General features: G+C 70.2%; 17 protein-coding genes and 1 pseudogene. 5 read left to right on the forward strand and 13 right to left on the reverse strand.

The genetic code is table 11. The features are described 5' to 3' along the window. From CW359_RS43540 to hrcA, 6 genes and pseudogenes are all read right to left on the reverse strand, one after another. A pseudogene (locus CW359_RS43540) lies at positions 1 to 721 on the reverse strand (IS200/IS605 family accessory protein TnpB-related protein); the annotation flags it as partial. 332 nt (positions 722 to 1053) lie between these two features. Further along, a complete protein-coding gene (locus CW359_RS43545; RefSeq protein WP_198655600.1) occupies positions 1054 to 1614 on the reverse strand; it encodes a hypothetical protein in 561 nt (186 codons plus the stop codon). A gap of 69 nt (positions 1615 to 1683) precedes the next feature. Then, the gene (locus CW359_RS43550; RefSeq protein ID WP_105975807.1) at positions 1684 to 2427 is read right to left on the reverse strand and encodes a 16S rRNA (uracil(1498)-N(3))-methyltransferase; all 744 of its coding nucleotides are present in this window, start codon (positions 2425 to 2427) and stop codon (positions 1684 to 1686) included. Further along, positions 2424 to 3500 (reverse strand): nitronate monooxygenase, encoded by a 1077-nt coding sequence (locus CW359_RS43555; protein ID WP_105975808.1) that lies wholly within the window; start codon positions 3498 to 3500, stop codon positions 2424 to 2426. Before CW359_RS43555 ends, CW359_RS43550 begins: the two co-directional genes overlap by 4 nt. A 427-nt stretch (positions 3501 to 3927) precedes the next feature. Then, entirely contained in the window at positions 3928 to 5061 is a 1134-nt protein-coding gene (dnaJ, locus tag CW359_RS43565) for a molecular chaperone DnaJ (protein ID WP_105975809.1), read from the reverse strand. Next, complete coding sequence (hrcA, locus tag CW359_RS43570) at positions 5062 to 6078, reverse strand: heat-inducible transcriptional repressor HrcA (protein ID WP_055524761.1); 1017 nt, start codon at positions 6076 to 6078, stop codon at positions 5062 to 5064. Between the two features lie 263 nt (positions 6079 to 6341). Here hrcA and CW359_RS43575 point away from each other — a divergent pair, with 263 nt between their 5' ends. Continuing rightward, positions 6342 to 7127 carry an MBL fold metallo-hydrolase gene (locus CW359_RS43575; protein ID WP_105975810.1) on the forward strand — a complete coding sequence of 262 codons (786 nt, stop codon included), beginning with the start codon at positions 6342 to 6344 and terminating at the stop codon, positions 7125 to 7127. 43 nt (positions 7128 to 7170) lie between these two features. Continuing rightward, positions 7171 to 7977: a DUF3097 domain-containing protein gene (locus tag CW359_RS43580; protein ID WP_105975811.1), complete on the forward strand. Its 807-nt coding sequence runs from the start codon at positions 7171 to 7173 to the stop codon at positions 7975 to 7977. 235 nt (positions 7978 to 8212) lie between these two features. On the opposite strand, the gene hemW is transcribed toward CW359_RS43580, so the two are convergent. Together hemW and CW359_RS43590 are read right to left on the reverse strand one after the other, a co-directional pair. Next, the gene (hemW, locus tag CW359_RS43585) at positions 8213 to 9445 is read right to left on the reverse strand and encodes a radical SAM family heme chaperone HemW (RefSeq protein ID WP_105975812.1); all 1233 of its coding nucleotides are present in this window, start codon (positions 9443 to 9445) and stop codon (positions 8213 to 8215) included. 66 nt (positions 9446 to 9511) lie between these two features. After that, positions 9512 to 11701 carry an ATP-binding SpoIIE family protein phosphatase gene (locus CW359_RS43590; RefSeq protein WP_105975813.1) on the reverse strand — a complete coding sequence of 730 codons (2190 nt, stop codon included), beginning with the start codon at positions 11699 to 11701 and terminating at the stop codon, positions 9512 to 9514. 100 nt (positions 11702 to 11801) lie between these two features. Between CW359_RS43590 and CW359_RS43595 the strand changes: the two genes are divergently transcribed. Then, positions 11802 to 15917 (forward strand): HAMP domain-containing protein, encoded by a 4116-nt coding sequence (locus tag CW359_RS43595; protein WP_198655601.1) that lies wholly within the window; start codon positions 11802 to 11804, stop codon positions 15915 to 15917. Between the two features lie 12 nt (positions 15918 to 15929). Then, positions 15930 to 16505: a response regulator gene (locus CW359_RS43600; protein WP_105975814.1), complete on the forward strand. Its 576-nt coding sequence runs from the start codon at positions 15930 to 15932 to the stop codon at positions 16503 to 16505. 78 nt (positions 16506 to 16583) lie between these two features. Here CW359_RS43600 and CW359_RS43605 read toward each other — a convergent pair whose 3' ends face one another. Together CW359_RS43605 and lepA are read right to left on the reverse strand one after the other, a co-directional pair. Further along, complete coding sequence (locus CW359_RS43605; RefSeq protein ID WP_105975815.1) at positions 16584 to 18458, reverse strand: AMP-dependent synthetase/ligase; 1875 nt, start codon at positions 18456 to 18458, stop codon at positions 16584 to 16586. Positions 18459 to 18708: 250 nt separating this feature from the next. Beyond that, positions 18709 to 20577: a translation elongation factor 4 gene (lepA, locus tag CW359_RS43610; RefSeq protein ID WP_105975816.1), complete on the reverse strand. Its 1869-nt coding sequence runs from the start codon at positions 20575 to 20577 to the stop codon at positions 18709 to 18711. A 231-nt stretch (positions 20578 to 20808) separates the two neighbouring features. Between lepA and rpsT the strand changes: the two genes are divergently transcribed. After that, complete coding sequence (gene rpsT / locus CW359_RS43620; protein WP_105975817.1) at positions 20809 to 21075, forward strand: 30S ribosomal protein S20; 267 nt, start codon at positions 20809 to 20811, stop codon at positions 21073 to 21075. 336 nt (positions 21076 to 21411) lie between these two features. On the opposite strand, the gene holA is transcribed toward rpsT, so the two are convergent. The 3 genes from holA to CW359_RS43635 form a co-directional block, all read right to left on the reverse strand. After that, on the reverse strand, positions 21412 to 22395 hold the full coding sequence (gene holA / locus CW359_RS43625) for a DNA polymerase III subunit delta (RefSeq protein WP_198655602.1): 984 nt from the start codon (positions 22393 to 22395) through the stop codon (positions 21412 to 21414). A 59-nt stretch (positions 22396 to 22454) separates the two neighbouring features. After that, positions 22455 to 22700, reverse strand: a complete 246-nt coding sequence (locus CW359_RS43630; RefSeq protein WP_105975819.1) for a hypothetical protein — start codon at positions 22698 to 22700, stop codon at positions 22455 to 22457. Positions 22701 to 22730: 30 nt separating this feature from the next. Further along, a partial coding sequence (locus CW359_RS43635; RefSeq protein WP_198655603.1) for an arylamine N-acetyltransferase occupies positions 22731 to 23082 on the reverse strand: 352 nt, incomplete at its 5' end.

Here is a 23082-nt window from a genome sequence, read left to right on the forward strand (position 1 = left end):
GGATGCGGTAGGCCACGGCCCGGTTGGCCGCGACGCGGTCGGCCCACTCGGTGCCCCGGTGCGCGAACGCGACCCGGCAGGCCAGCACGTACCGGCCGTGCGGGGCGTTCGCCAGATGCGCGAGCGGCGCGGGGAGTTTGAGGCTCACCTCACCATCCGGGCTCACGCGGATGGTCTCGTTGCCGTAGCGCTTGCCTGACTCACCGTCCGCTTGGCAGAACCAGCGCTCCGCCTCCCAACACCTGCGCCACTGCGACTCGGTCAGCCGGGCGGCATCCAGATGATGCCGGGTGCGGGCCAGCCGCTTGCCGCCCCGCACGACGCGCACGATGCCGGCCTCGCGGTCGGCCCGCGCGCCAGCCAGCCGGTCCTCAAGCACCCGCAACCGGCGGGACTTCGCATGCCACTCCCGCCGGGACCGATAACCCCCGGGCGCCTTCCTCGTCCCCTTCTGCCCGACCGGCTGGGCCAGCCGGTCCTCGATGGTGCGCACCCCTGCTTCTAGGTTCTGGACGTGCGCCAGCTGGCAGCGGCGGGCCAGCGCCCACTGGTCGTGCGTGGCTTTGGTGATCGACCCGGCCCACCTCGACGACGACAACGGCGTCAGCTCCCGCTTACGCACCGACCACGCTTCACCGGAATGCTCCAGGCCGTCCCGGCAGCGCGCCTTGAGGTCCTTCGACGCCAACGACCCCAGATGCGCCCCCACCAGACGCAGCATCTTCTCATCACCCGGCGACAGGTCCCTGAGGCGGGTACGCACAGCCACACCAGACGAACCGGACGCGACGAACGGCGAACGGATGCTCCTCAGCTCACTCACCCCGTCACCCCCGCCCGGCTCCACCCGAAGAACCCTGTCGCCATAGGAAACGAGCACGACCCATGAAGGTCACGCATTCGATGAAAGAACGTCAGTTCCCCACTGAGAACCGGCCCCATGGCCGAGATACGCGACACAACGCAGACCAGCAGCCCTCACTCCCGCTCACCAGAACGTTCTCGAAGGCATTCCAACGGCAACAGCTCCAGACCCTCACCCTCGCGGGATCGTCACTTGCCCTCGACGGGCCAGCACTTCGGATCCTCCTTGCACCAGAGGGTCTTCGTCACGGTGACGGTCACGGTCGGGCCGGGCTGTCCGTCGCCCGGCGGCCTGTACGTCGGTGTGGTGGGCGCGTCGCAGTCGCCGAGGCCGGTGACGCGGAACACCTGCCTGCCGTCGACCTTGGCGGTGACGTCCCCGCGTACGCACCTGCCGTCGACGGCCCGTGTGACCTTGCCGGTGACGGTGATGTCCTTGCCGTCCCCGGTCTCGCCCTGGCAGTCGACGCTCGCGACGGTGTTCACACTGGCGGAGGGTGAACTCCCGGACGCGGAGGCCCTGTTGCCGCCGTCCACGGAGGCCGTGCAGGTGAGCCACTGGACGTCGACGTTCCGCCGCTCCAGTTCCTTCGTCGCGGTCTGGTCGGTGGTGAGGGACACGGTGGCCGAGGTCAGCCCACCGGGATCACAGGCGACGACACCGCTCACACCGGCCACCACGAGTCCGGCCACCGCGACCGCCCTGCGGTGCCCGCGCGGCCGATGCCAACTCCGCCTCAAAGGCCCCATGGACGGCAGCCTGCCACCGTCCCGCCGGACACGGAAGACCGTAAACGGACAGGAGACGGGAGGCGCGAGTCAGGACCAGCGACCGGTGCGGCCGAGCAGCAGGGCCGTCGCCGCCGTACCGGCGGTGGAGGTGCGCAGCACACTCGCCCCGAGCCGGTACGCCTTCGCCCCCGCCTCCTCGAACAGGGCCAACTCCTCGGGGGAGACGCCCCCTTCGGGTCCGACGACGAGCACGATCTCGCCGGAGGCGGGCAGTTCGGCGGTGGCGAGCGCCGCGCTGCCGTAGTCGCGGTCCTCGTGCAGTACGGCGGCGAAGTCGGCGGCGGCGAGAAGTGCGGCCACCTGCTTGCTCGTTGCGGCTTCCGCGACCTCCGGGAAGCGCACCCGGCGGGACTGCTTGCCCGACTCCCGGGCGGTGGCCCGCCACTTGGCGAGCGCCTTCAGCCCGCGGTCGCCGCGCCACTGGGTGACACACCGGGCGGCGGCCCACGGCACGATGGCGTCGACCCCGGTCTCGGTCATCGTCTCGACGGCCAGCTCGCCCCGGTCGCCCTTGGGAAGTGCCTGGACGACGGTGATACGGGGCGACTGCGGGGCCTCCTCGACCACCGGCCCGAGTCGCAGGGTGAGTCGGTCCTTGCCCTCGGCCGCGACGACCTCGCCCTCGGCCCAGCGTCCGGCCCCGTCGGTGAGGACGACGGCCTCGCCGGCGCGCAGCCGCTTCACGGAGACGGCGTGCCGGCCTTCGGGACCGTCGAGGAGGAACTGCCGTACGTCGGGCAGCTCCTCGACGACGAAGACGGGCGCGGTCACGCCTGCTCGCCCCCGTCCGGCAGCGCGGCCCGGGCCGCGGCGATCTCGTCGGCCAGCAGGGCCACCAGTTCACCGGCGGGCAGCGCACGGGCCATGCGGTGCCCTTGCCCCGCCCACAGGGCCATGCCCTGGGCGTCGCCGGACGCAGCGGCCTTCTTGCGGAGGGGGGAGGTGAGGTGGTGGACCTCGGGATAGGCGGCGGGGGCGTACGGGCCGTGCTCGCGCACGAAACGGTTCACCAGGCCCCGGGCGGGGCGGCCGGAGAACGCGCGCGTCAGCTCCGTACGGACGAAGAGGGGGTTGGTCAGCGCCTCCTTGTGGAGGGCGTGGGCGCCGGATTCCGGGGTGGCGAGGAAGGCGGTGCCGAGCTGGGCGGCGCAGGCGCCCGCGGCGAGGACGGCGGCGATCTGGCTGCCGCGCATGATGCCGCCGGCGGCGACGAGCGGCAGGTCGACGCTCTCGCGTACCTGGGCGAGCAGGGAGAGCAGCCCGATGGCCGCCCCGTCGGTCTCGGGGTTGTCCCGGTGGGTGCCCTGATGCCCGCCGGCCTCGGCGCCCTGGACGATCACGCCGTCGGCACCGGCGCGCTGCACCGCGAGGGCTTCCTCGGCGGTGGTGGCGGTGACGAGGGTGAGGGTGCCCGCGCGGCGGAGGGAGTCCAGTACGTCCGGGCTCGGCACGCCGAAGTGGAAGGAGACGACCGGGACGGGGTTGTCGAGGAGTACGGCGAGCTTGGCGTCGTAGCCGTCGTCGCGACCGCTGTCCGGGTCGCCCAGCCCGGTGTCGTACCAGGTGACCTCGCCTGCGAGCTGGTGTGCGTAGACCTCGACGGCGGCGGGGTCGGCGTACTCGGGCTGCGGCATGAAGAGGTTCACGCCGAAGGGGCGCTTGGTGATCCCCCGCAGCGTCTTGATCTCCTGGTACATCCCGTCCGCGGTCTTGTACCCGGCGGCGAGGAACCCGAGCGCGCCCGCGTCGGCGACTGCGGCGGCGAGTTGGGGGAGGGAGACGCCGCCTGCCATGGGGGCCTGCACGATCGGGTGTGCGAGGAGATCGGTCAGCGCGGAGGACATGACGGCATGTTGTCACGTCCTCAGCACAAGTCCGAATCAGCCCACAGGCATCTTCCTCGCCCCCGCCGCCCCTACCCGTCCCATCCCTGGGGGCTGCCGCCCCCGGACCCCCCGCTTGTCCTCAAACGCCGGACGGGCTGGGGGTGCGGGCCTGGGCTGGAGGGTGGCGGGCCTGGGGTGGGTGGGTAAGCAGGGGTGGGTGGGCGGGGAAAATCGGCCTGGACGGCCTCGTCCTCAAACGCCGGACGGGCTGAAAACCCAAGCGCCGGCCGGCACCATTTGCAGCGCAGGTCGGCACCCCTCAGCCCGTCCGGCGTTTGAGGACGAGCGCGTCCAGCGCGACAGCGGGGGTCTGGGGGCGGCAGCCCCCAGGGATGGGAACGGGTAGGGGCGGCGGGGGCGAGGAAAAAGCCCCCTGCCCCACCCCTCAGCGTCCGTTGAACGCGTCCTTCAACCGCGAGAACAACCCCTGCTGCCCGGGCTGGAACTGCCCCGTGGGCCGTTCCTCGCCCCGCAGTTTCGCCAGTTCCCTCAGCAACCGCTCCTGCTCGGGGTCCAGCTTCGTGGGCGTCATGACCTCCACGTGCACGATCAGGTCGCCTCGGCCCCCGCCCCGGAGGTGCGTGACACCCCGCCCGTGCAGGGGGATCGACTGGCCGGACTGGGTGCCCGGGCGGATGTCGACCTCCTCCAGGCCGTCCAGCGTCTCCAGCGGCACCTTCGTGCCCAGGGACGCCGCCGTCATCGGCAGCGTCACCGTGCAGTGCAGGTCGTCCCCACGGCGCTGGAACTGCGAGTGCGGCAGCTCGTGGATCTCGACGTACAGGTCACCGGCGGGGCCGCCACCCGGCCCCACCTCACCCTCACCGGCGAGCTGGATCCTCGTACCGTTGTCGACACCCGCGGGGATCTTCACGGTGAGCGTCCGGCGCGACCGCACCCGCCCGTCGCCCGCGCACTCGGGGCACGGCGTCGGTACGACGGTCCCGAACCCCTGGCACTGCGGACAGGGCCTGGACGTCATGACCTGGCCCAGGAAGGACCGCGTCACCTGCGACACCTCGCCACGCCCGCGACACATGTCGCAGGTCTGGGCGGAGGTCCCGGGCGCCGCGCCCTCGCCGCTGCACGTCCCGCACACCACGGCCGTGTCGACCTGGATGTCCTTCGTCGTGCCGAAGGCGGCCTCGTCCAGCTCGATGTCGAGCCGGATCATCGCGTCCTGGCCGCGCCGCGTGCGCGACCTCGGTCCGCGCTGGGACGCCGTTCCGAAGAACGCGTCCATGATGTCCGAGAAGTTGCCGAAGCCACCGGCGCCGAAGCCGCCCGCGCCTCCGCCCGCCTGGGACAGGGGGTCGCCGCCGAGGTCGTAGACCTGCTTCTTCTGCGGGTCCGACAACACCTCGTACGCGGCGTTGATCTCCTTGAACCGCTCCTGCGTCTTCGGATCGGGGTTGACGTCCGGGTGCAGCTCGCGGGCGAGCCTCCTGAACGCCTTCTTGATCTCGTCCTGGGACGCGTCGCGGCGCACGCCGAGTACGGCGTAGTAGTCCGTGGCCACTTACGACTCCGCCAGGATCTGTCCGACGTACCGTGCCACTGCGCGTACCGCTCCCATCGTTCCCGGGTAATCCATGCGGGTCGGTCCGACCACGCCGAGCTTGGCCACTGCCTCGCCGCCCGAACCGTAGCCGACCGACACGACTGACGTGGAGTTGAGTCCCTCGTATTTGTTCTCGTGACCGATTCGTACGGTCATGCTCGAATCCCCGGCCTCACCAAGGAGTTTGAGAAGTACGACCTGTTCCTCCAGGGCTTCGAGCACGGGTCGGATAGTGAGGGGAAAGTCATGTCCGAAGCGGGTCAGATTGGCGGTTCCGCCGATCATCAGCCGCTCCTCGGCCTCCTCGACGAGCGTCTCCAGGAGGGTGGAGAGCACCGTCGCGACCGTGCCCCGGTCCTCCGCCTCGAAGGCTTCCGGGAGGTCCTGCACCAGTTGCGGCACGTCCGCGAAGCGGCGGCCCGCGACCCGGCTGTTGAGCCGCGCGCGTAGATCCGCCAGAGAGGTCTCCCCGAAGGGCGCCGGGCAGTCGATCATCCGCTGCTCGACCCGGCCGGTGTCCGTGATCAGCACGAGCATCACGCGCGCGGGAGCGAGCGAGAGCAGTTCCACATGCCGCACGGTGGACCGGGTCAGCGAGGGGTACTGCACGACGGCGACCTGCCGGGTGAGCTGCGCGAGCAGCCGGACGGTCCGCCCGACGACGTCGTCGAGGTCGACGGCGCCGTCCAGGAAGTTCTGGATGGCACGCCGCTCGGGAGCGGTCATCGGCTTGACGCCCGCGAGCCGGTCGACGAAGAGCCGGTAGCCCTTCTCGGTCGGGATGCGCCCGGCGCTGGTGTGCGGCTGGGCGATGAAGCCCTCGTCCTCCAGCGCGGCCATGTCGTTGCGGACGGTCGCCGGGGAGACCCCGAGGTTGTGCCGCTCGGTGAGCGCCTTGGAACCGACCGGTTCCTCGGTGCCGACATAGTCCTGGACGATGGCGCGCAGCACTTCGAGCCTGCGTTCACTGAGCATCGCGCGCACCTCCCACCGCTGTCGTCACCAGAGTGCCTTGACCGAGCGCCCCGCCTGTGTGCCTTGGCCTTCCCTGGCACTCTTCGTGTCCGAGTGCCAGAGTTCCCCGGCCCAGTGTACGGCTGTCGGGTACGCCCCCGGCAAGGGCGGCCCGTGGCGACCTGCCGACGTATGCCGACCTGTCATGCGATGTCATGTTCGCAGCAACCCACCCTGGTCGGTCACTTCCCCCTCCCCCACCCCTGCCCAGCTAGCGTCGCCGTATGACGGTGACTTGGGAAGAGCCGCGGTGGGACGACCTGGGCTGGGAGCGGCTGGCGGCCGGGGTGGGCAGGCGTCGGCTGCCGGTGTGGGACTGCACCGTGGGGCTGGTCGTCGGGGCGGGCGGCGCGCTGCTGGTCGACGCGGGGTCGAGCCTGCGGGAGGGCTCGGCGCTCCGGCTGGAGGCCCGGAAACTGGCCGGCCGCCGGGTGGATCTCCTCGCACTGACGCACGCCCATTTCGACCATGTTTTCGGTGCGGCGGTGTTCGCGGGTGCGCATGTCGTGGCGGCGGAGGGGGTGGGGGACGAATTCGGGCAAGTGGGGCGCGAGGCGTTGTGCGCGGACGCGGTACGCAACGGTCTGGACGCCGGTGCGGCGGAGGAGGCGGCGGACACCCTGGTCGTCCCGCACGAGCTGCTCAGCACCTCCCGCACCCTCTCCCTGGCCCTCCCCCTCGCCCCGCTCACTCCGGCTCCCGGGACGGCCGACGGCCCCGGGGAGGTCCATCTGGTGAACGCCGGTCCGGGGCACACCCGGGGCGACCTGGTGGCCGTCGTACCGGGCGAGCCGACCGTCGTGTTCTGCGGTGACCTGGTCGAGGAGTCGGGCGAGCCCCAGGCGGGCCCCGACGCCGTACCGTCGCACTGGCCCGCCGCCCTGGACCGTCTGCTGGCCCTGGGCGGCGAGGACGCGCTGTACGTGCCCGGTCACGGAGCGGTGGTGGACGCGGCGTTCGTACGGGCCCAACGGGACGCCCTGGCAAGCCGTTTCGGCGTGTCGCGGTGACCGGTGGAGTGACGGCGGGAGAGGTTCTCCTATCGTCATCCGAATGCGCCAGTACTCTCCGGACCTGACCCCGCCGTGGAAGAAGCCCAAGCCCGTACCGCAGGTACCGGCCGAACCCGGCCTGGTGGTCGAGGAGCCGGGTACGGGGTTCTGCGGCGCGGTGATCCGCTGCGAGGCGGGCACGGTCACCCTGGAGGACCGCTTCGGCAAACTCCGGGTGTTCCCGCTGGAGCCCCGGGGGTTCCTGCTGGAGGGCAGGGTGGTGACGCTGGTCCCGGCCTCGGCGGCTGCGTCGGTACGTCCCACCCGTACCGCCTCCGGTTCGGTGGCCGTGCCCGGCGCACGCGCGCGCGTGGCTCGCGCCGGGCGCATCTACGTGGAGGGCCGGCACGACGCCGAACTGGTCGAGAAGGTGTGGGGGGACGACCTGCGGGTCGAGGGCGTGGTCGTCGAGTACCTGGAGGGCATCGACGACCTCCCGGCGATCGTGAACGAGTTCGCCCCGGGCCCGGACGCCCGCCTGGGCATCCTGGTCGACCACCTGGTGCCGGGCACGAAGGAGTTCCGGATCGCACAGTCGGTGACGAGCGAACACGCGCTGGTGGTGGGGCACCCGTACATCGACGTGTGGGAGGCGGTGAAGCCGGCGTCGCTGGGGATCCCCGGGTGGCCCCGGATCCCGCACGGGCAGGACTGGAAGACGGGGGTGTGCAGGGAGCTGGGGTGGCCGGAGAACACGGGGGCGGTGTGGCGGGCGATCCTGAAGCGGGTGGGTTCGTACCGGGACCTGGAGCCGGAGCTGCTGGGCCGCGTGGAGGAACTGATCGATTTCGTGACGGCACCGGAGTAGTCGCGGGGACTTTTTCCTTCGCCCCCGCCGCCCCTACCCGTCCCATCCTTCGGGGGCTCCGCCCCCGAACCCCCGTATCGCGCTGAACGCGCTCGTCCTCAAACGCCGGACGGGCTGGGGGTGCCGGCCAGCGCTTGGTTTTTCAGCCCGTCCGGCGTTTGAGGACAAGGGGGGTCTGGGGGCGCAGCCCCCAGGGATGGGACGGGTAGGGGCGGCGGGGGCGAGGAACTGTTCTTCAGTCCACCAGGTCCCGCACCACCGCATCCGCCAGCAACCGCCCCCGCAACGTCAACGCAGCCACCCCCGCCGCGTACGGCGCCCCCTCCAGCAGCCCCTCCCCCAGCGCGCGGCCGGCCGCGGCGAGCCCCTCCTCCCGCAGGAGCGCCAACGGCACCCCCTCCCGCAACCTCAGCTCCAGCAGGATCCGCTCCACCCGCCGGTCCTCGTCCGTGAGGAGTTCCCGTCCCGCCCCCGGCGACCGCCCCGCCGCCAGCGCCCCGGCGTACGCCCCGGGGTGCTTCACGTTCCACCACCGGACGCCGCCCACGTGCGAGTGGGCGCCCGGTCCGGCGCCCCACCAGTCGGCGCCGCGCCAGTACAGCTCGTTGTGCAGGCACCGGGCCGCCTCCGACGTGGCCCAGTTCGAGACCTCGTACCAGTCGAATCCGGCCGCCCCCAGCACCTCGTCGGCGATCAGGTACCGATCCGCGTGGACGTCGTCGTCCGTCATCGGCACCTCGCCCCGGCGGATCCGCCGCGCCAGCTGCGTACCCTCCTCCACGATCAGCGCGTACGCGCTCACGTGGTCCGGCCCGGCCCCCAGCACCGCGTCCAGCGAGGCCCGCCAGTCGTCGTCGGTCTCGCCGGGGGTGCCGTAGATCAGGTCGAGGTTGACGTGCTCGAAGCCCACCGTCCGCGCCTCCGCGACGCACGCCTCGGGGCGCCCGGGCGTGTGCGTACGGTCCAGCACCTTCAGCACATGCTGTTTCGCGCTCTGCATCCCGAACGAGATCCGGTTGAAACCCCCCGCGCGCAGAGTGGCCAGATACCGCTCGTCCACGGACTCCGGATTCGCCTCCGTGGTCACTTCCGCGTCGTCCGCCAGGCCGAACTCGTCCCGGATCGCCCGCAGCATCCGTACGAGATCGTCGGCGGCCAGCAGCGTGGGCGTACCGCCGCCGACGAACACCGTACGGACGGGCCGCGGGTCGTCGCCGAGCACCTTGCGGGCCAGCCGTACCTCGTCGATCAGGGTGTACGCGTAGTTGTCGCGGGAGGCCAGGACACCGCCCGTGCCGCGCAGCTCGGTCGCCGTGTAGGTGTTGAAGTCGCAGTAGCCGCAGCGGGTCGCGCAGTACGGGACGTGGAGATAGAACCCGAGGGGCCGGTCCACGGCGCCGGCGAGCGCGGAGGCGGGCAGGGAGCCGTCGTCGGGGACGGGGTCACCGTCGGGAAGTGCGGAGGGCATGCCTTCCATTGTCCAGCACGGCCAGGACGCGCCGCCCCGTGCCCGCCCGTGTACCCGCTCCCGCCCTCATTCGGTCTGCAGCACCAGCAGCGCCAGATCGTCCTCCGGCGGCTTCTCCCCGAACTCGTGCACGAGTCGGCGGATGCGTTCCGCGATCAGCTCGGCGCTCAGCCCGGCGCAGTCCGCGAGGGCGCTCGCCAGCCCGTCGCCGTCGTCGAACTGGCGGGGCCCGCAGCGCCGCTCGGTGACCCCGTCGGTGACGCACAGCAGGCTGTCGCCGGTCCGCAGCTCGAAGCTCTCGCTCGTGTACGTCTCGTCCTCGACGACCCCGAGCAGGGTCTGCGGCTCGGCGACCGTACGGACCTCGCCGCCCGCCCGGAGCACCAGCGGCAGCGGATGCCCGGCCGAGGCGAGGGTACAGCGCACGCCTCCGTCGAAGGGTACGAGTTCGCCGTAGAGGAGGGAGAGGAAGCGGGTCTGCGGCCCGTCGCCCGGCCGGATCGCGGCGGGCACGGCGGCGACCGCCGAGACGACGGCCGAACCCACCGATCCGGCGGTCGGCACCGTCGGCACGGCGGGCCGTCCGTCGCCCGCGACCAGTGCCCGGGCCGCCGCGTCCGCCGTCTCCGTCGCGTCGTCGAGCAGCAGCTGGTTGAGCCGGTCGAGGACGTCCGCGACCCGGTATCCCTCGCGGGCCAGCAGCCGCAACCAGGGCCGGGCCAGCCCGATCACCACGGCCGCCTCCGGCCCCTTGCCCTGGACGTCGCCGACGGCGAAGCACCAGCGGCCGGCGCCGGCCGGGAAGAGGTCGTAGAAGTCGCCGCTGGGGCCGCCCTTGTCGCAGGGCTCGTAGACGAGAGCACTGCTCACGCCGGGTATCTCGGCGACCGCGCCGGGCAGCAGGCCGCGCTGGAGGATACGGCTGATGGTGGCCTGGCGGGCGTACTGGCGGGCGGCGCCGATGGCGAGCGCGACACGGCGGCCGAGGTCCTCGACCAGGCCGGTGACCTCGTCGGGGAAGCGGATCATCCCGGCCCGCCCGATGACCAGCGTGCCGAGCGGCCGGCCGCCCGCGACCAGCCGGTAGGCGAGCGCGGAGCCGGTCTCCCCGCGCCCGCCGACCGCCTCGCCGGGCCAGCGCACGGGCACCGGCCCGGTCCTGGTGGTGTCGGGCGGACGCGGCGGGTCCTTCTCCAGGGCCCGCCTCAGCTCCTCGATCCGGTCCTCACTGCTGTGCCAGACCCGCGCCAGCCGCGGCCCGTACCCGCCGCTTCCGCCGATCCCGCCGCTTCCCCAACTTCCCCCGGTCCCTCCGATCCAGCCGCCTCCCCCGCTCAGGTCACCACCCGAACCCCCGTCGCCCCAGCTCCCGCCGCCGCCACCGCCTCCGCGCCCCATCGACTCGTCCTCCAGCCACACCGCGCACCAGTCGGCGAGGCGCGGCACGAGGAGCTGTCCGGTGAGCGCGGCGACGAGGTTCTCGTCGAGCTGTCCGGCGAGCAGGTCGGAGGCCTCGGCGAGGAAGGAGAGGGCGCCGTGATTGAGCCACTCCTGGTCACGTGCGCCGCGCTGCGGCTCGGGGGCGAGGATCTCGGCGACCCGCAGCCCGGGCCCGAGGGTGTGCGCGCCGGCGTACGCCCCCACCTCGTCGTCGACCGCGACGGCCGCCGCCGGGAGCCGCGCCCAGACGGTCTTGGTGCCGGTGCGGTAGGTGACGCCCCAGGCCTCGGAGAGTACGGAGACGAGGCGGAGGCCACGCCCGTACTCCGGTATGTCGTACGGGAGTTCGGCACCGGCGTCCCGGGGCGCGCGGGAGGGATGGTGGTCGGACACCTCGACGACGAGCGCGACACCGGCTCCCGCTTCCTCCTCCCCGGCCCCTTCCCCCTCTACGCCCCCCTCCTCTCCCTCCTCCCACTCCTCCCGCTCCTCCGGTGTCTCGGGGGCCTCCAGCCGGCACGCCAGCTCCACGTCCGTTCCCGCGTGGACGACGGCGTTGGTGACGAGTTCGCTGACGACCACCATGGTGTCGTCGACCAGCCGTTCGGGCAGCGAATCGGCGCCGGGCAGGCCGAGCCGGGCCCATTCGGCGAGGGCCGCGCGTACGAGGCCACGGGCCGCGCCGGGTGCCAGGGGGCCGCCGCCGAGCGTGGCGTGGGTGACCGCGCGCCGGTCCGCACCCCGGCGTGCGGGGGCACCGGACGCGCGGGAGGGCGCACGGGACGCGGTCTCCCGTTGCGTCGGAATGGCCCCCATCGACAGCCCCCAGCAGTTCGGACGAATACACCTCGGTGGACGCGGACAGAGTGACAGACTGGCCACGCCCATAAGCGCCGAGTCACCGAAGTGGGCCACCATGAGTGAGAACAGTGCTACGCATGTGCTCGAAGACGGACAGATTCCGGCATCCGATCAGATTCGGGCATCAGATCTGCGCCCGCTGCTCGCCGCGATGACCGCCGCCCGTGACGGCGACTTCGCGAAGGTGCCGGAAACCGGCCACGGCCTGGTGGCGGAACTCAGCTCCGCGTTCAACCAGATCATGGACCGCAATCTGCACTTCAACTCCGAGGTACAGCGCGTACGTCGGGACCTGATCCGGCACGGCCGCCTGGACGAGCGGCTCTCCGCGAGCCCCGGCCAGGGCCACTGGACGTCCCGCGTCAACGACGTGAACGGCCTGCTGGACGCCCTGGTGGCCCCGGCGGCGAACGCGACGCGCGTCCTGGACGCGGTGGCCGGCGGCGATCTGACCCAGCGGGTCGATCTGCACGACGGGAACCGGCAGTTGCGCGGCGATCTGCGCAGGCTCGGCCGGGCCGTGAACAAGATGGTCGACCAGTTGTCGCTGTTCACCGGCGAGGTGACCCGGGTCGCGCGCGAGGTCGGTACGGAGGGGCGGCTCGGCGGTCGCGCCAAGGTGCAGGGTCTGTCGGGCAGTTGGCGGGATGTGACCGAAGCGGTCAACACGATGGCGGCCCGGCTGACCGCCCAGGTCCGTGACATCGCCCTGGTGACGACCGCGGTGGCCCGGGGCGATCTGACCCGCACGGTGACGGTCGAGGCGACCGGCGAACTCCTCGAACTGAAGCTGACCGTCAACACGATGGTCGACCAGCTCTCCGCGTTCGCCGACGAAGTCACGCGGGTGGCCCGCGAGGTGGGCACGGAGGGGCAGTTGGGCGGCCGGGCCCAGGTGCGGGGGGTGTCGGGTGTCTGGAAGGACCTGACCGACAACGTCAACTTCATGGCGTCGAACCTGACTTCGCAGGTCCGCAACATCGCCCAGGTGACGACGGCCGTGGCGAACGGCGACCTGAGCCAGAAGATCACGGTCGACGCGCAGGGCGAGATCCTCGAACTCAAGTCGACGATCAACACCATGGTCGACCAGCTCTCCGCGTTCGCCGACGAGGTCACGCGCGTGGCCCGCGAGGTCGGCACGGAGGGCAACCTCGGCGGACGCGCCCAGGTGCGAGGTGTGTCAGGCGTCTGGAAGGACTTGACGGACAACGTCAACTTCATGGCGGACAACCTGACTTCGCAGGTCAGGAACATCGCGCTCGTCTCCACGGCCGTCGCCCAGGGCGACCTCGGCAAGAAGATCACGGTGGAGGCGAAGGGCGAGATCCTCGAACTGAAGTCGACGATCAACACGATGGTCGACCAGCTCTCCGCCTTCGCCGACGAAGTCACGCGGGTGGCCCGCGAGGTCGGCACGGAGGGCAACCTCGGCGGGCAGGCCCAGGTGAGAGGTGTGTCAGGCGTCTGGAAGGACCTGACGGACAACGTCAACTTCATGGCCCTGAACCTGACTTCACAGGTGCGGAACATCGCCCAGGTGACCACGGCGGTCGCGAACGGCGACCTGTCGAAGAAGATCACGGTCGACGCGCGCGGCGAGATCCTCGAACTGAAGGACACCGTCAACACGATGGTGGAGCAGCTGCGCGCCTTCGCCGACGAGGTCACCCGCGTGGCCCGCGAGGTCGGCACCGACGGCCGACTCGGCGGCCGGGCACAGGTGTTGGGCGTGTCGGGGGTCTGGCGGGATCTGACCGACAACGTCAACTACATGGCGGACAACCTGACTTCGCAGGTCAGGAACATCGCCCAGGTGGCGACGGCGGTGGCGCAGGGCGACCTGTCGAAGAAGATCGACGTGGACGCCCGGGGCGAGATCCTCGAACTGAAGACGACCATCAACACGATGGTGGACACGCTGTCCTCCTTCTCCTCCGAGGTCACCCGGGTGGCCCGCGAGGTCGGCATCGACGGCCAACTCGGCGGCCAGGCAAGGGTCGAGGGCGTCTACGGCACCTGGAAGCGCCTCACGACGAACGTGAACGAGTTGGCGCTCAACCTGACCACGCAGGTCCGCGCGATCGCCGAAGTGGCCTCGGCGGTGGCCCAGGGAGACATGTCCCGTTCCATCTCGGTGGAGACGCGCGGCGAGGTCGCCGAGCTGAAGGACAACATCAACCTGATGGTGGCCAACCTCCGCGAGACGACCCGCGCGAAGGACTGGCTGGAGTCGAACCTGGCCCGCCTGGCCGCCCTGATGCAGGGCCACCGGGACCTGATGGAGGTCGCCGACCTGATCCTGCGCGAGCTGACCCCGCTGGTGAACGCGCAGTACGGCGCCTTCTTCCTGGCCGACCCGGACGAGGACAGCGCTTCGCTGCGCGCGCCGGTCCCGGCGAAGGGACTGGCGTTCATCGCCGGGTACGGCGCGGCGCAGGGCGCGACGGTCGACACGGGCGGGATGCCGGTGCACGGCCTGGTCCGTCAGGCGGCGCGCGAGAAGAAGCGCATCCTGGTGGAGGAGGCCCCGCCGGACTACATCAAGATCAACAGCGGGCTGGGGGAAGCCGCCCCGGCGAGCGTCGTGATCATCCCCATCCTCTTCGAGGACAAGCTGCTCGGCGTGATCGAACTGGCCTCGTTCTCCCGCTTCTCGGACGTCCATCTGGCGTTCTTCGACCAGTTCGTGAACACGATCGGCGTCGCGATCAACACGATCATCGCCAACTCCCGTACGGAGTCCCTGCTCGGCGAGTCCCAGCGGCTCGCCATGCAGCTCCAGGAACGCTCGGACGAACTCCAGAAGCAGCAGGCGGAGTTGCAGCGCTCGAACGCGGAACTGGAGGAGAAGGCGGCCCTGTTGGCGACATCGAGCCAGTACAAATCAGAATTCCTGGCGAACATGTCCCACGAACTCCGCACGCCCCTCAACTCGCTCCTCATCCTGGCCCGGCTGCTCTCCGACAACCCGGACCGCCATCTCTCCGACCAGGAGGTGCAGTTCGCGACGACGATCCACCGCTCGGGCTCGGACCTCCTCCAGCTGATCAACGACATCCTCGACCTGTCGAAGATCGAGGCCGGCCGGATGGACGTACGCCCGAAGAGGCTGCCGCTGATCAAGCTGCTGGACTACGTCCACGCCACCTTCCGCCCGCTCACCCTGGACCGGGGGCTGTCGTTCGAGGTGACGGTCGGCGACGACGTACCGCGCGAGATGTACTCGGACGAGCAGCGCCTCCAGCAGATCCTGCGCAACCTCCTGTCCAACGCGATCAAGTTCACCGCGACCGGGCGGGTGGAGCTGCGGGTCAGCCGGATCACCGACCCCGATCACCTCTACACCCGCGAGAACAGCGACGACGTGATCTCGTTCGCCGTCTCCGACACGGGCATCGGGATCGCCGCCGAGAAACTCCCGGTGATCTTCGAGGCGTTCCAGCAGGCCGACGGCACGACGAACCGCAAGTACGGCGGCACGGGCCTCGGGCTGTCCATCAGCCGGGAGATCGCGGGCCTGCTCGGCGGCAGGATCGTCGCCGAGAGCGTGCCGACCAAGGGCTCGACCTTCACGCTGTACGTGCCTGTCGTGAGCCCCGGTCACACGCCGAGCGGGAGCGCCCCGCAGGAGCACCAACTGGCGCTGCCCGAGCAGTTGTCCACCGAGCCCTACACCGTCCACGACACGGACGACTCGTGGCCCGCGCCGACCAAGCTGGAGGCGTGGAAGGTGGGCCGGGCGGGCCAAGTCCTGCCCGGACGCCGGGTGTTGATCGTCGACGACGACATCCGCAACGTCTTCGCGCTCACCCATGTGCTGGGGCGGGTCGGGATGCCGGTGCTGTACGCGGAGAACGGCCGCGAGGGCATAGAGACACTGGAGCGCAACCCGGACGTCGAACTCGTACTGATGGACATCATGATGCCGGAGATGGACGGCTACGAGACGATCTCCGCCATCCGCCGCACCCCGCGCTGGACGGACCTGCCCATCGTCGCCCTCACCGCCAAGGCGATGCCCGGCGACCGCGAGAAGTCGATCGCGCGCGGCGCCAACGACTACGTACCCAAGCCCGTCGATGTCGACCAACTGCTGACCGTGGTCTGCGCACTTCTGGACCCCGAGCACCCCAACGGCGAGGCACTGGACAAGACGGCGACCGAGTGAGGCACAGCCACCATGAGCGCTGAGGACACCACAGACGAACGCGCCGGCATCCTCCTGGTCGACGACATGGAGGACAACCTGATCGCCCTGGAGGCGGTGCTGGCCTCCCTCAACGAGCCGCTGGTGCGCGCCCGTTCGGGCGAGGAGGCGATGAAGGCCCTGCTCCGCCACCGCTTCGCGGTCGTCCTCCTGGACATCCGGATGCCGGGCATGGACGGCTTCGAGACGGCCGCCAACATCAAGCGCCTGGACCAGACGAAGGACATCCCGATCATCTTCCTGACCGGCACGGACTCGGACGCCGGCTACGCCTTCCGCGGCTACGCGACAGGCGCGGCCGACTACTTGACCAAGCCGTTCGACCCCTGGGTACTACGCGCGAAGGTCTCGGTCTTCCTGGACCTGCACCGAAAGAACCAGCAACTGGAGCGCATGCTGAGCAGGGAGCAGGCGGAGTACGGCCAGATCAGCGCGGGATTGGCGGAGTTGGAACGCCAACTGTCCGGGGAGACTCCGCCGGACACGGCGAAGCTGATCTCGCGGGTGCAAGCCCTACGTCAACTGGCAAGCAGGGGCCGCGAGTCCTGACCTCAGGGGCGCGGGGAACTGCGCGACAGGCCACAGCGCACGCCGCACCCGCCACACAGCCCCCCACCACCCACCCACTTAGGCCTCCCGAGCCCCCACATACATCTCATCGATCAGGTGCTTGTACTCCCGCTCGACAACCGGCCGCTTCAACTTCAGACTCGGCGTGATCTCACCGTGCTCCACATCGAGATCCCGAGGCAGCAACCGGAACTTCTTGATGGTCTGCCACCGCTGCAGCCCCGCGTTCAGCTCCGTGACGTACCCCTCGACGAGCGCCACCGTCCCCGGCGCGGCCACGACCTCCGCGTACGACTTGCCGTCGAGGCCGTTGTCCTTCGCCCAGCCAAGAATGGACAGCTCATCCAGGGCGATGAGCGCCGTGCAGAAGTTCCGATCAGCCCCGTGCACGAGGATGTTGGAGACGTACGGGCAGACCGCCTTGAACTGCCCCTCCACCTCGGCCGGCGAGATGTACTTGCCGCCGGACGTCTTGATCAGGTCCTTCTTGCGGTCGGTGATCCGCAGATAGCCGTCCGGGGACAGCTCCCCGATGTCACCGGTGTGGAGCCAGCCGTCGGACTCCAGCACCTCGGCGGTCTTCTCGGGCAGCCCGTGGTAGCCCTCCATGATGCCGGGCCCGCGCAGCAGGATCTCGCCGTCGTCCGCGATCCGCACCTCCGTGCCGGGCAGCGGCTTGCCGACCGTGCCGGTGCGGTACGCCTCGCCGGGGTTGACGAAGGAGGCCGCGGAGGACTCGGTGAGGCCGTAGCCCTCCAGGACGTGGATGCCCGCGCCGGAGAAGAAGAAGCCGATGTCGGGGGCGAGGGCCGCCGACCCGGAGACACAGGCGCGCAGGTTGCCGCCGAACGCCTCGCGGATCTTGGCGAAGACCAGCGCGTCGGCGACCTTGTGCTTCGCGGAGAGGGCGAAGGGCGCGGAGGCGGTGCCGGTGCGGCGGAAGTTGTCCTGGGTGGCCTTGGCATACTCGCGGGCCACCCCGGAGGCCCACTGGAAGATCTTGTACTTGGCGCCGCCACCGGCGCGTGCCTTGGCGGCGACCCCGTTGTAGACCTTCTCGAAGATGCGCGGCACGGCGGCCATGTACGTCGGCCGCACGACCGGCAGGTTCTCGATGATCTTGTCGACGCGGCCGTCGACGGCGGTGACGTGCCCGACCTCGATCTGGCCGGAGGTCAGCACCTTGCCGAACACGTGCGCGAGCGGCAGCCACAGGTACTGGACGTCGTCCGCACCGACCAGCCCGGTCGCGGCGATCGCCTTCGCCATGTACGACCAGTTGTCGTGCGGCAGCCGGACACCCTTGGGGCGGCCGGTGGTGCCGGAGGTGTAGATGAGGGTGGCGAGCTGGTCCTTGGTGATCGCCCCGACCCGCTCCTTGATCAGGTCCGGGTTCTTCTCCAGGTACGCGGCACCGCGCTGCTCCAGCTCGGCGAGCGTCAGTACGCCCTCGCCGCTCTCCACCCCGGCCGGGTCGATGACCACGACATGGGTGAGTTCGGGCAGGTCGGCGCGCTTCTCCTGCACCTTGGCGAGCTGGGTCGCGTCCTCGGCGATCAGCACGCGGCTCGCCGAGTCGGCGAGGATGAAGGCCGACTCGTCGGCGTTGGTCTGCGGGTACACCGTGGTCGTGGCAGCGCCGGCGCACATGATGCCCAGGTCGCCGAGGATCCACTCGACGCGGGTGGCGGAGGCGAGCGCGACGCGCTGCTCCGGCTGTACGCCCAGTTCGATGAGCCCGGCGGCGATGGCGAACACGCGTTCGGCGGACTGCGCCCAGGTCAGCGACTTCCAGTCGTCCGGGCCCTCACCGGCGGCCGGGGGCACCGGGTAGCGGTATGCCTCGGCGTCCGGCGTGGCGGCCACGCGATCCAGGAAAAGGCCCGCCACGGACGGCGGACGGTTCTCGATCAAGGTCTGTGTGTCGCTCACGACATCCTCCGGGACCCGCGGCAGTGCGGCGGCTGGCTCATTACGACTTGTTGTTTAACTCGCGAGTAACTACCGAGTGGAGATCAGACTAAAGCGCGACCGGCCAGCGCGTAAGGGGCGACGGCCTGTCACTTTCACCGGCGGGCACCTGTTCGCTTCCTACAGAACCGATGGCACGTACACGAAGGGGGCCCACCGCGTCCGTACGCGACGAGCCCCCGTTCTCCCGACTCCCACGAGCAGGCGTCGGCTACTTCTTGCCCTTGCCCGACCCGGCGTTGTCGTCGCTCGACAAGACGGCGATGAAGGCCTCCTGCGGAACCTCCACAGAGCCCACCATCTTCATCCGCTTCTTGCCCTCCTTCTGCTTCTCCAGCAGCTTCCGCTTACGCGAGATGTCACCGCCGTAACACTTGGCGAGAACGTCCTTACGAATCGCGCGGATGGTCTCACGGGCGATGACCCGCGACCCGATGGCGGCCTGGATGGGCACCTCGAAGGCCTGCCGCGGAATCAACTCACGCAGCTTCGCGACAAGCCGCACCCCGTACGCGTACGCCGCGTCCTTGTGCGTGACCGCCGAGAACGCGTCGACCTTGTCGCCGTGCAGCAGAATGTCGACCTTGACCAGGCTGGAGGCCTGCTCGCCGGTGGGCTCGTAGTCCAGGGAGGCGTAACCCCGGGTCTTGGACTTCAACTGGTCGAAGAAGTCGAAAACGATCTCCGCGAGCGGCAGGGTGTACCGGATCTCGACCCGGTCCTCCGACAGGTAGTCCATGCCGAGCAGGGTGCCGCGCCGCGTCTGGCACAGCTCCATGATCGACCCGATGAACTCGGAGGGCGCGAGAATCGTGGCGCGTACGACAGGCTCGTACACGTCGTCGATCTTCCCCTCGGGGAATTCGCTCGGGTTGGTGACCGTGTGCTCGGTACGGTCCTCCATCACCACGCGATAGACCACGTTGGGCGCGGTGGCGATGAGGTCGAGCCCGAACTCACGCTCCAGCCGCTCACGAATGACATCGAGGTGCAGCAGCCCCAGGAACCCCACCCGGAACCCGAACCCAAGGGCCGCCGACGTCTCCGGCTCGTAGACGAGCGCGGCGTCGTTGAGCTGAAGCTTGTCGAGCGCGTCCCGCAGTTCGGGGTAGTCGGACCCGTCCAGCGGATAGAGTCCCGAGAAGACCATGGGCTTGGGGTCCTTGTACCCCCCGAGCGCCTCGGTCGCCCCCTTGTGGAGCGTGGTGATGGTGTCACCGACCTTGGACTGCCGCACGTCCTTCACACCGGTGATGAGATAACCCACCTCACCGACACCGAGCCCGTCGGCCGCCTTCATCTCCGGCGAGGAGACCCCGATCTCCAGCAGCTCGTGCGTCGCGCCCGTGGACATCATCCGGATCCGCTCACGCTTGTTGAGCTGCCCGTCGATGACACGTACGTACGTCACGACACCGCGGTACGAGTCGTACACCGAGTCGAAGATCATGGCGCGCGCGGGCGCGTTCTGGACGCCGACCGGCGCGGGCACCTCGGCGACGACCTTGTCGAGCAGCGCCTCGACGCCCAGCCCGGTCTTGGCGGAGACCTTGAGGACGTCCGCGGGATCGCAGCCGATGAGATTGGCGAGTTCCTCGGAGAACTTCTCGGGCTGGGCGGCCGGCAGGTCGATCTTGTTGAGCACCGGAATGATCTTCAGATCGTTCTCCATCGCCAGATACAGGTTGGCGAGGGTCTGGGCCTCGATGCCCTGGGCGGCGTCGACGAGGAGAACGGTCCCCTCACAGGCCGCGAGCGACCGGGAGACCTCGTAGGTGAAGTCGACGTGCCCCGGGGTGTCGATCATGTTGAGGATGTGCGTGTTGCCCGGGTCCTCGGTGGGCGCCCAGGGCAGCCGCACGGCCTGGGACTTGATCGTGATGCCACGCTCGCGCTCGATGTCCATCCGGTCGAGGTACTGAGCACGCATCTGCCGCTGGTCGACGACGCCGGTCAGCTGAAGCATCCGGTCGGCGAGCGTGGACTTGCCGTGGTCGATGTGCGCGATGATGCAGAAATTGCGGAGCTGAGCCGGGTCGGTACGGCTCGGCTCGGGAACGTGGCTAGGGATCGCGGGCACGCAGGGTCCTGATTCTTGAGGCGTCCGCAGTGTCTGCGGTCTCGGGTCGGATCGATACGTAGGCTCCATGGTCCCACGGGCCGGGACCGGGGACCGGTTTGGGCCACTCGGACGCCCACTGGTAGCCTGGGTAGCTGTGTCTCATGCCCTCTCAGCACGAGGCACGAACTTCTGGAAATCATCGGTACGGGACCCGAGCGGCCCCGTGCCTGAACCTGTAGAGGCTCATTCGTGGCGAACATCAAGTCCCAGATCAAGCGGATCAAGACCAACGAGAAGGCCCGGCTGCGCAACAAGGCCGTCAAATCCTCCCTGAAGACCGCGATCCGCAAGGCCCGCGAGGCCGCTGCCGCGGGTGACGTCGAGAAGGCCACCGAGACTCAGCGCGCCGCCGCGCGTGCGCTCGACAAGGCCGTCTCGAAGGGCGTCATCCACAAGAACCAGGCCGCCAACAAGAAGTCGGCGCTCGCTTCGAAGGTCGCGACCCTCAAGGGCTGAACCTCCCGTTCTTTGATCTGAACGACCGCACCACCGCCGGAGGGACCAGCGGGCCCTCTCATCCGCTCCCACCCGGCACTCCGGCCCCACGCACGACTGCGTTCGCCACGCGGGCGTGAGGCCACCACAGCAACACGCGTTGCCCGAAGGCCCCGACAGCTGTCGGGGCCTTCGGCATATCCGGTGCTTTCAGCCCAGGCGGTACTTTTCGAGCGCCGGCCCGCATCTCCAGCCCGTCTGGGGGTCCCCCCTCTGGGGGAGTTTGAGGACGAGCGCGTTCAGCGCGAAGGGGGGTCTGGATGGGACGGGTAAGGGCGGCGGGGGCGAAAAAACGCCCTACCCCCGAGACCGAGCAGCCCGGGCAATCACCACAACAGCCTTCTCCAACGCGTACTCAGGATCATCCCCGCCCCCCTTGACCCCCGCATCCGCCTCAGCCACCGCCCGCAGAGCAACAGCAACCCCATCCGGAGTCCACCCCCGCATCTGCTGCCGCACCCGATCGATCTTCCACGGCGGCATCCCCAGCTCCCGGGCAAGATCCGCCGGCCGCCCACCCCGCGCCGACGACAACTTCCCGATCGCCCGCACCCCCTGCGCCAACGCACTGGTGATCAACACCGGCGCCACCCCGGTGGACAACGACCACCGCAACGCCTCCAACGCCTCAGCTGCCCGCCCCTCGACAGCCCGGTCGGCCACCTCGAAGCTCGATGCCTCCGCCCGCCCCGTGTAGTACCGCCCGACCACAGCCCCGTCGATCGTCCCCTCGACATCCGCGACCAGCTGGGTCACCGCGGACGCCAGCTCCCGCAGATCGCTCCCGATGGAGTCGACCAGCGCCTGGCACGCCTCGGGCGTCGCGGACCTCCCGGTCGCCCGGAACTCCGACCGCACGAAGGCCAGCCGGTCCGCCGGCTTCGTCATCTTGGGGCACGCCACCTCCCGCGCCCCCGCCTTGCGCGCCGCGTCGAGCAGCCCCTTGCCCTTGACCCCGCCCGCGTGCAGCAGCACGAGGGTGATCTCCTCGGCGGGCGCACCGAAATACGCCTTGACGTCCTTGACCGTGTCGGCCGAAAGATCCTGCGCGTTGCGTACGACCACGACCTTGCGCTCGGCGAACAGCGACGGACTGGTCAACTCGGCCAGCGTGCCCGGCTGAAGCTGGTCCGAGGTCAGGTCTCGTACGTCCGTGTCGGCGTCGGCGGCCCGGGCGGCGGCCACCACCTCCTGCACGGCACGGTCGAGCAGGAGGTCCTCCTGGCCCACGGCAAGCGTGACGGGGACGAGAGGGTCGTCTTGTGCGGTCTTCTTGGCCATCACCGAAAGCATCCCACGAGCCACTGACAACGCGGCCCGCCCTCAACCACGACTACCGGTCACGGCTCCTCACGCCACCCCTCCCACTCCCCCACGAACTCGTCCAGCCCCGCCGGATCCAGCCGCCCACGCTCGTCCCGCAGCACCACGAGCCACTGGGCGTCCTCCGCATCGTCCTCACCGGCCAGCGCGTCCCGTACGAGCTGCGGCTCCTCATCGAGCCCGAACCGCTCCCGCAACGCCTCCACCACTTCCTCGGCGGCATCACGGTCGGGCAGCACCAGCACATGTCTCACATCGCTCACGAGGCCATTTTCCGCTACCCCGCCCCCACCTCAGCCACCCCCACCAGCCCCCCGAACGCTCGGCACGACAGCCAACTCGACCCCGAACCGCTCCCGGTAAACGGCAAGCACCTCACTGTCGGCCCCCAACTCCCGCACCTCCTTCTCCCCACCGGGCGAGGTCACCGTAAAGCTGCGCCCACTGAGCGTGATCCGCCCCCCGTCCTCGGTGACCCGCGAACACACCAGCGACCGCGTGAAGTGCGACTCCGGCGAGGTGCTGTGCCACCAGGCCCCGGCCACGAAGTCCCGAAGCACCCGGGGCCGCACCTCCACCAGGTACTGCCGCTTCCCGTCCCGAACCACAACCAGATCCCCGGGGGCCCCTCCCCCTCCCCCCTCC

The organism is Streptomyces geranii, assembly GCF_002954775.1.
In the GTDB taxonomy this organism is placed as follows: domain Bacteria; phylum Actinomycetota; class Actinomycetes; order Streptomycetales; family Streptomycetaceae; genus Streptomyces; species Streptomyces geranii.

What these genes read in the sequence shown, in the direction of transcription:
- CW359_RS43590 (WP_105975813.1), bottom strand. Translation starts at nt 11,701, where the DNA reads ATGGGGGCCATTCCGACGCAACGGGAGACCGCGTCCCGTGCGCCCTCC.
- CW359_RS43575 (WP_105975810.1), top strand. Translation starts at nt 6,342, where the DNA reads ATGACGGTGACTTGGGAAGAGCCGCGGTGGGACGACCTGGGCTGGGAG.
- CW359_RS43580 (WP_105975811.1), top strand. Translation starts at nt 7,171, where the DNA reads ATGCGCCAGTACTCTCCGGACCTGACCCCGCCGTGGAAGAAGCCCAAG.
- hemW (WP_105975812.1), bottom strand. Translation starts at nt 9,445, where the DNA reads ATGCCCTCCGCACTTCCCGACGGTGACCCCGTCCCCGACGACGGCTCC.
- CW359_RS43600 (WP_105975814.1), top strand. Translation starts at nt 15,930, where the DNA reads ATGAGCGCTGAGGACACCACAGACGAACGCGCCGGCATCCTCCTGGTC.
- CW359_RS43595 (WP_198655601.1), top strand. Translation starts at nt 11,802, where the DNA reads ATGAGTGAGAACAGTGCTACGCATGTGCTCGAAGACGGACAGATTCCG.
- CW359_RS43545 (WP_198655600.1), bottom strand. Translation starts at nt 1,614, where the DNA reads ATGGGGCCTTTGAGGCGGAGTTGGCATCGGCCGCGCGGGCACCGCAGG.
- CW359_RS43555 (WP_105975808.1), bottom strand. Translation starts at nt 3,500, where the DNA reads ATGTCCTCCGCGCTGACCGATCTCCTCGCACACCCGATCGTGCAGGCC.
- hrcA (WP_055524761.1), bottom strand. Translation starts at nt 6,078, where the DNA reads ATGCTCAGTGAACGCAGGCTCGAAGTGCTGCGCGCCATCGTCCAGGAC.
- holA (WP_198655602.1), bottom strand. Translation starts at nt 22,395, where the DNA reads ATGGCCAAGAAGACCGCACAAGACGACCCTCTCGTCCCCGTCACGCTT.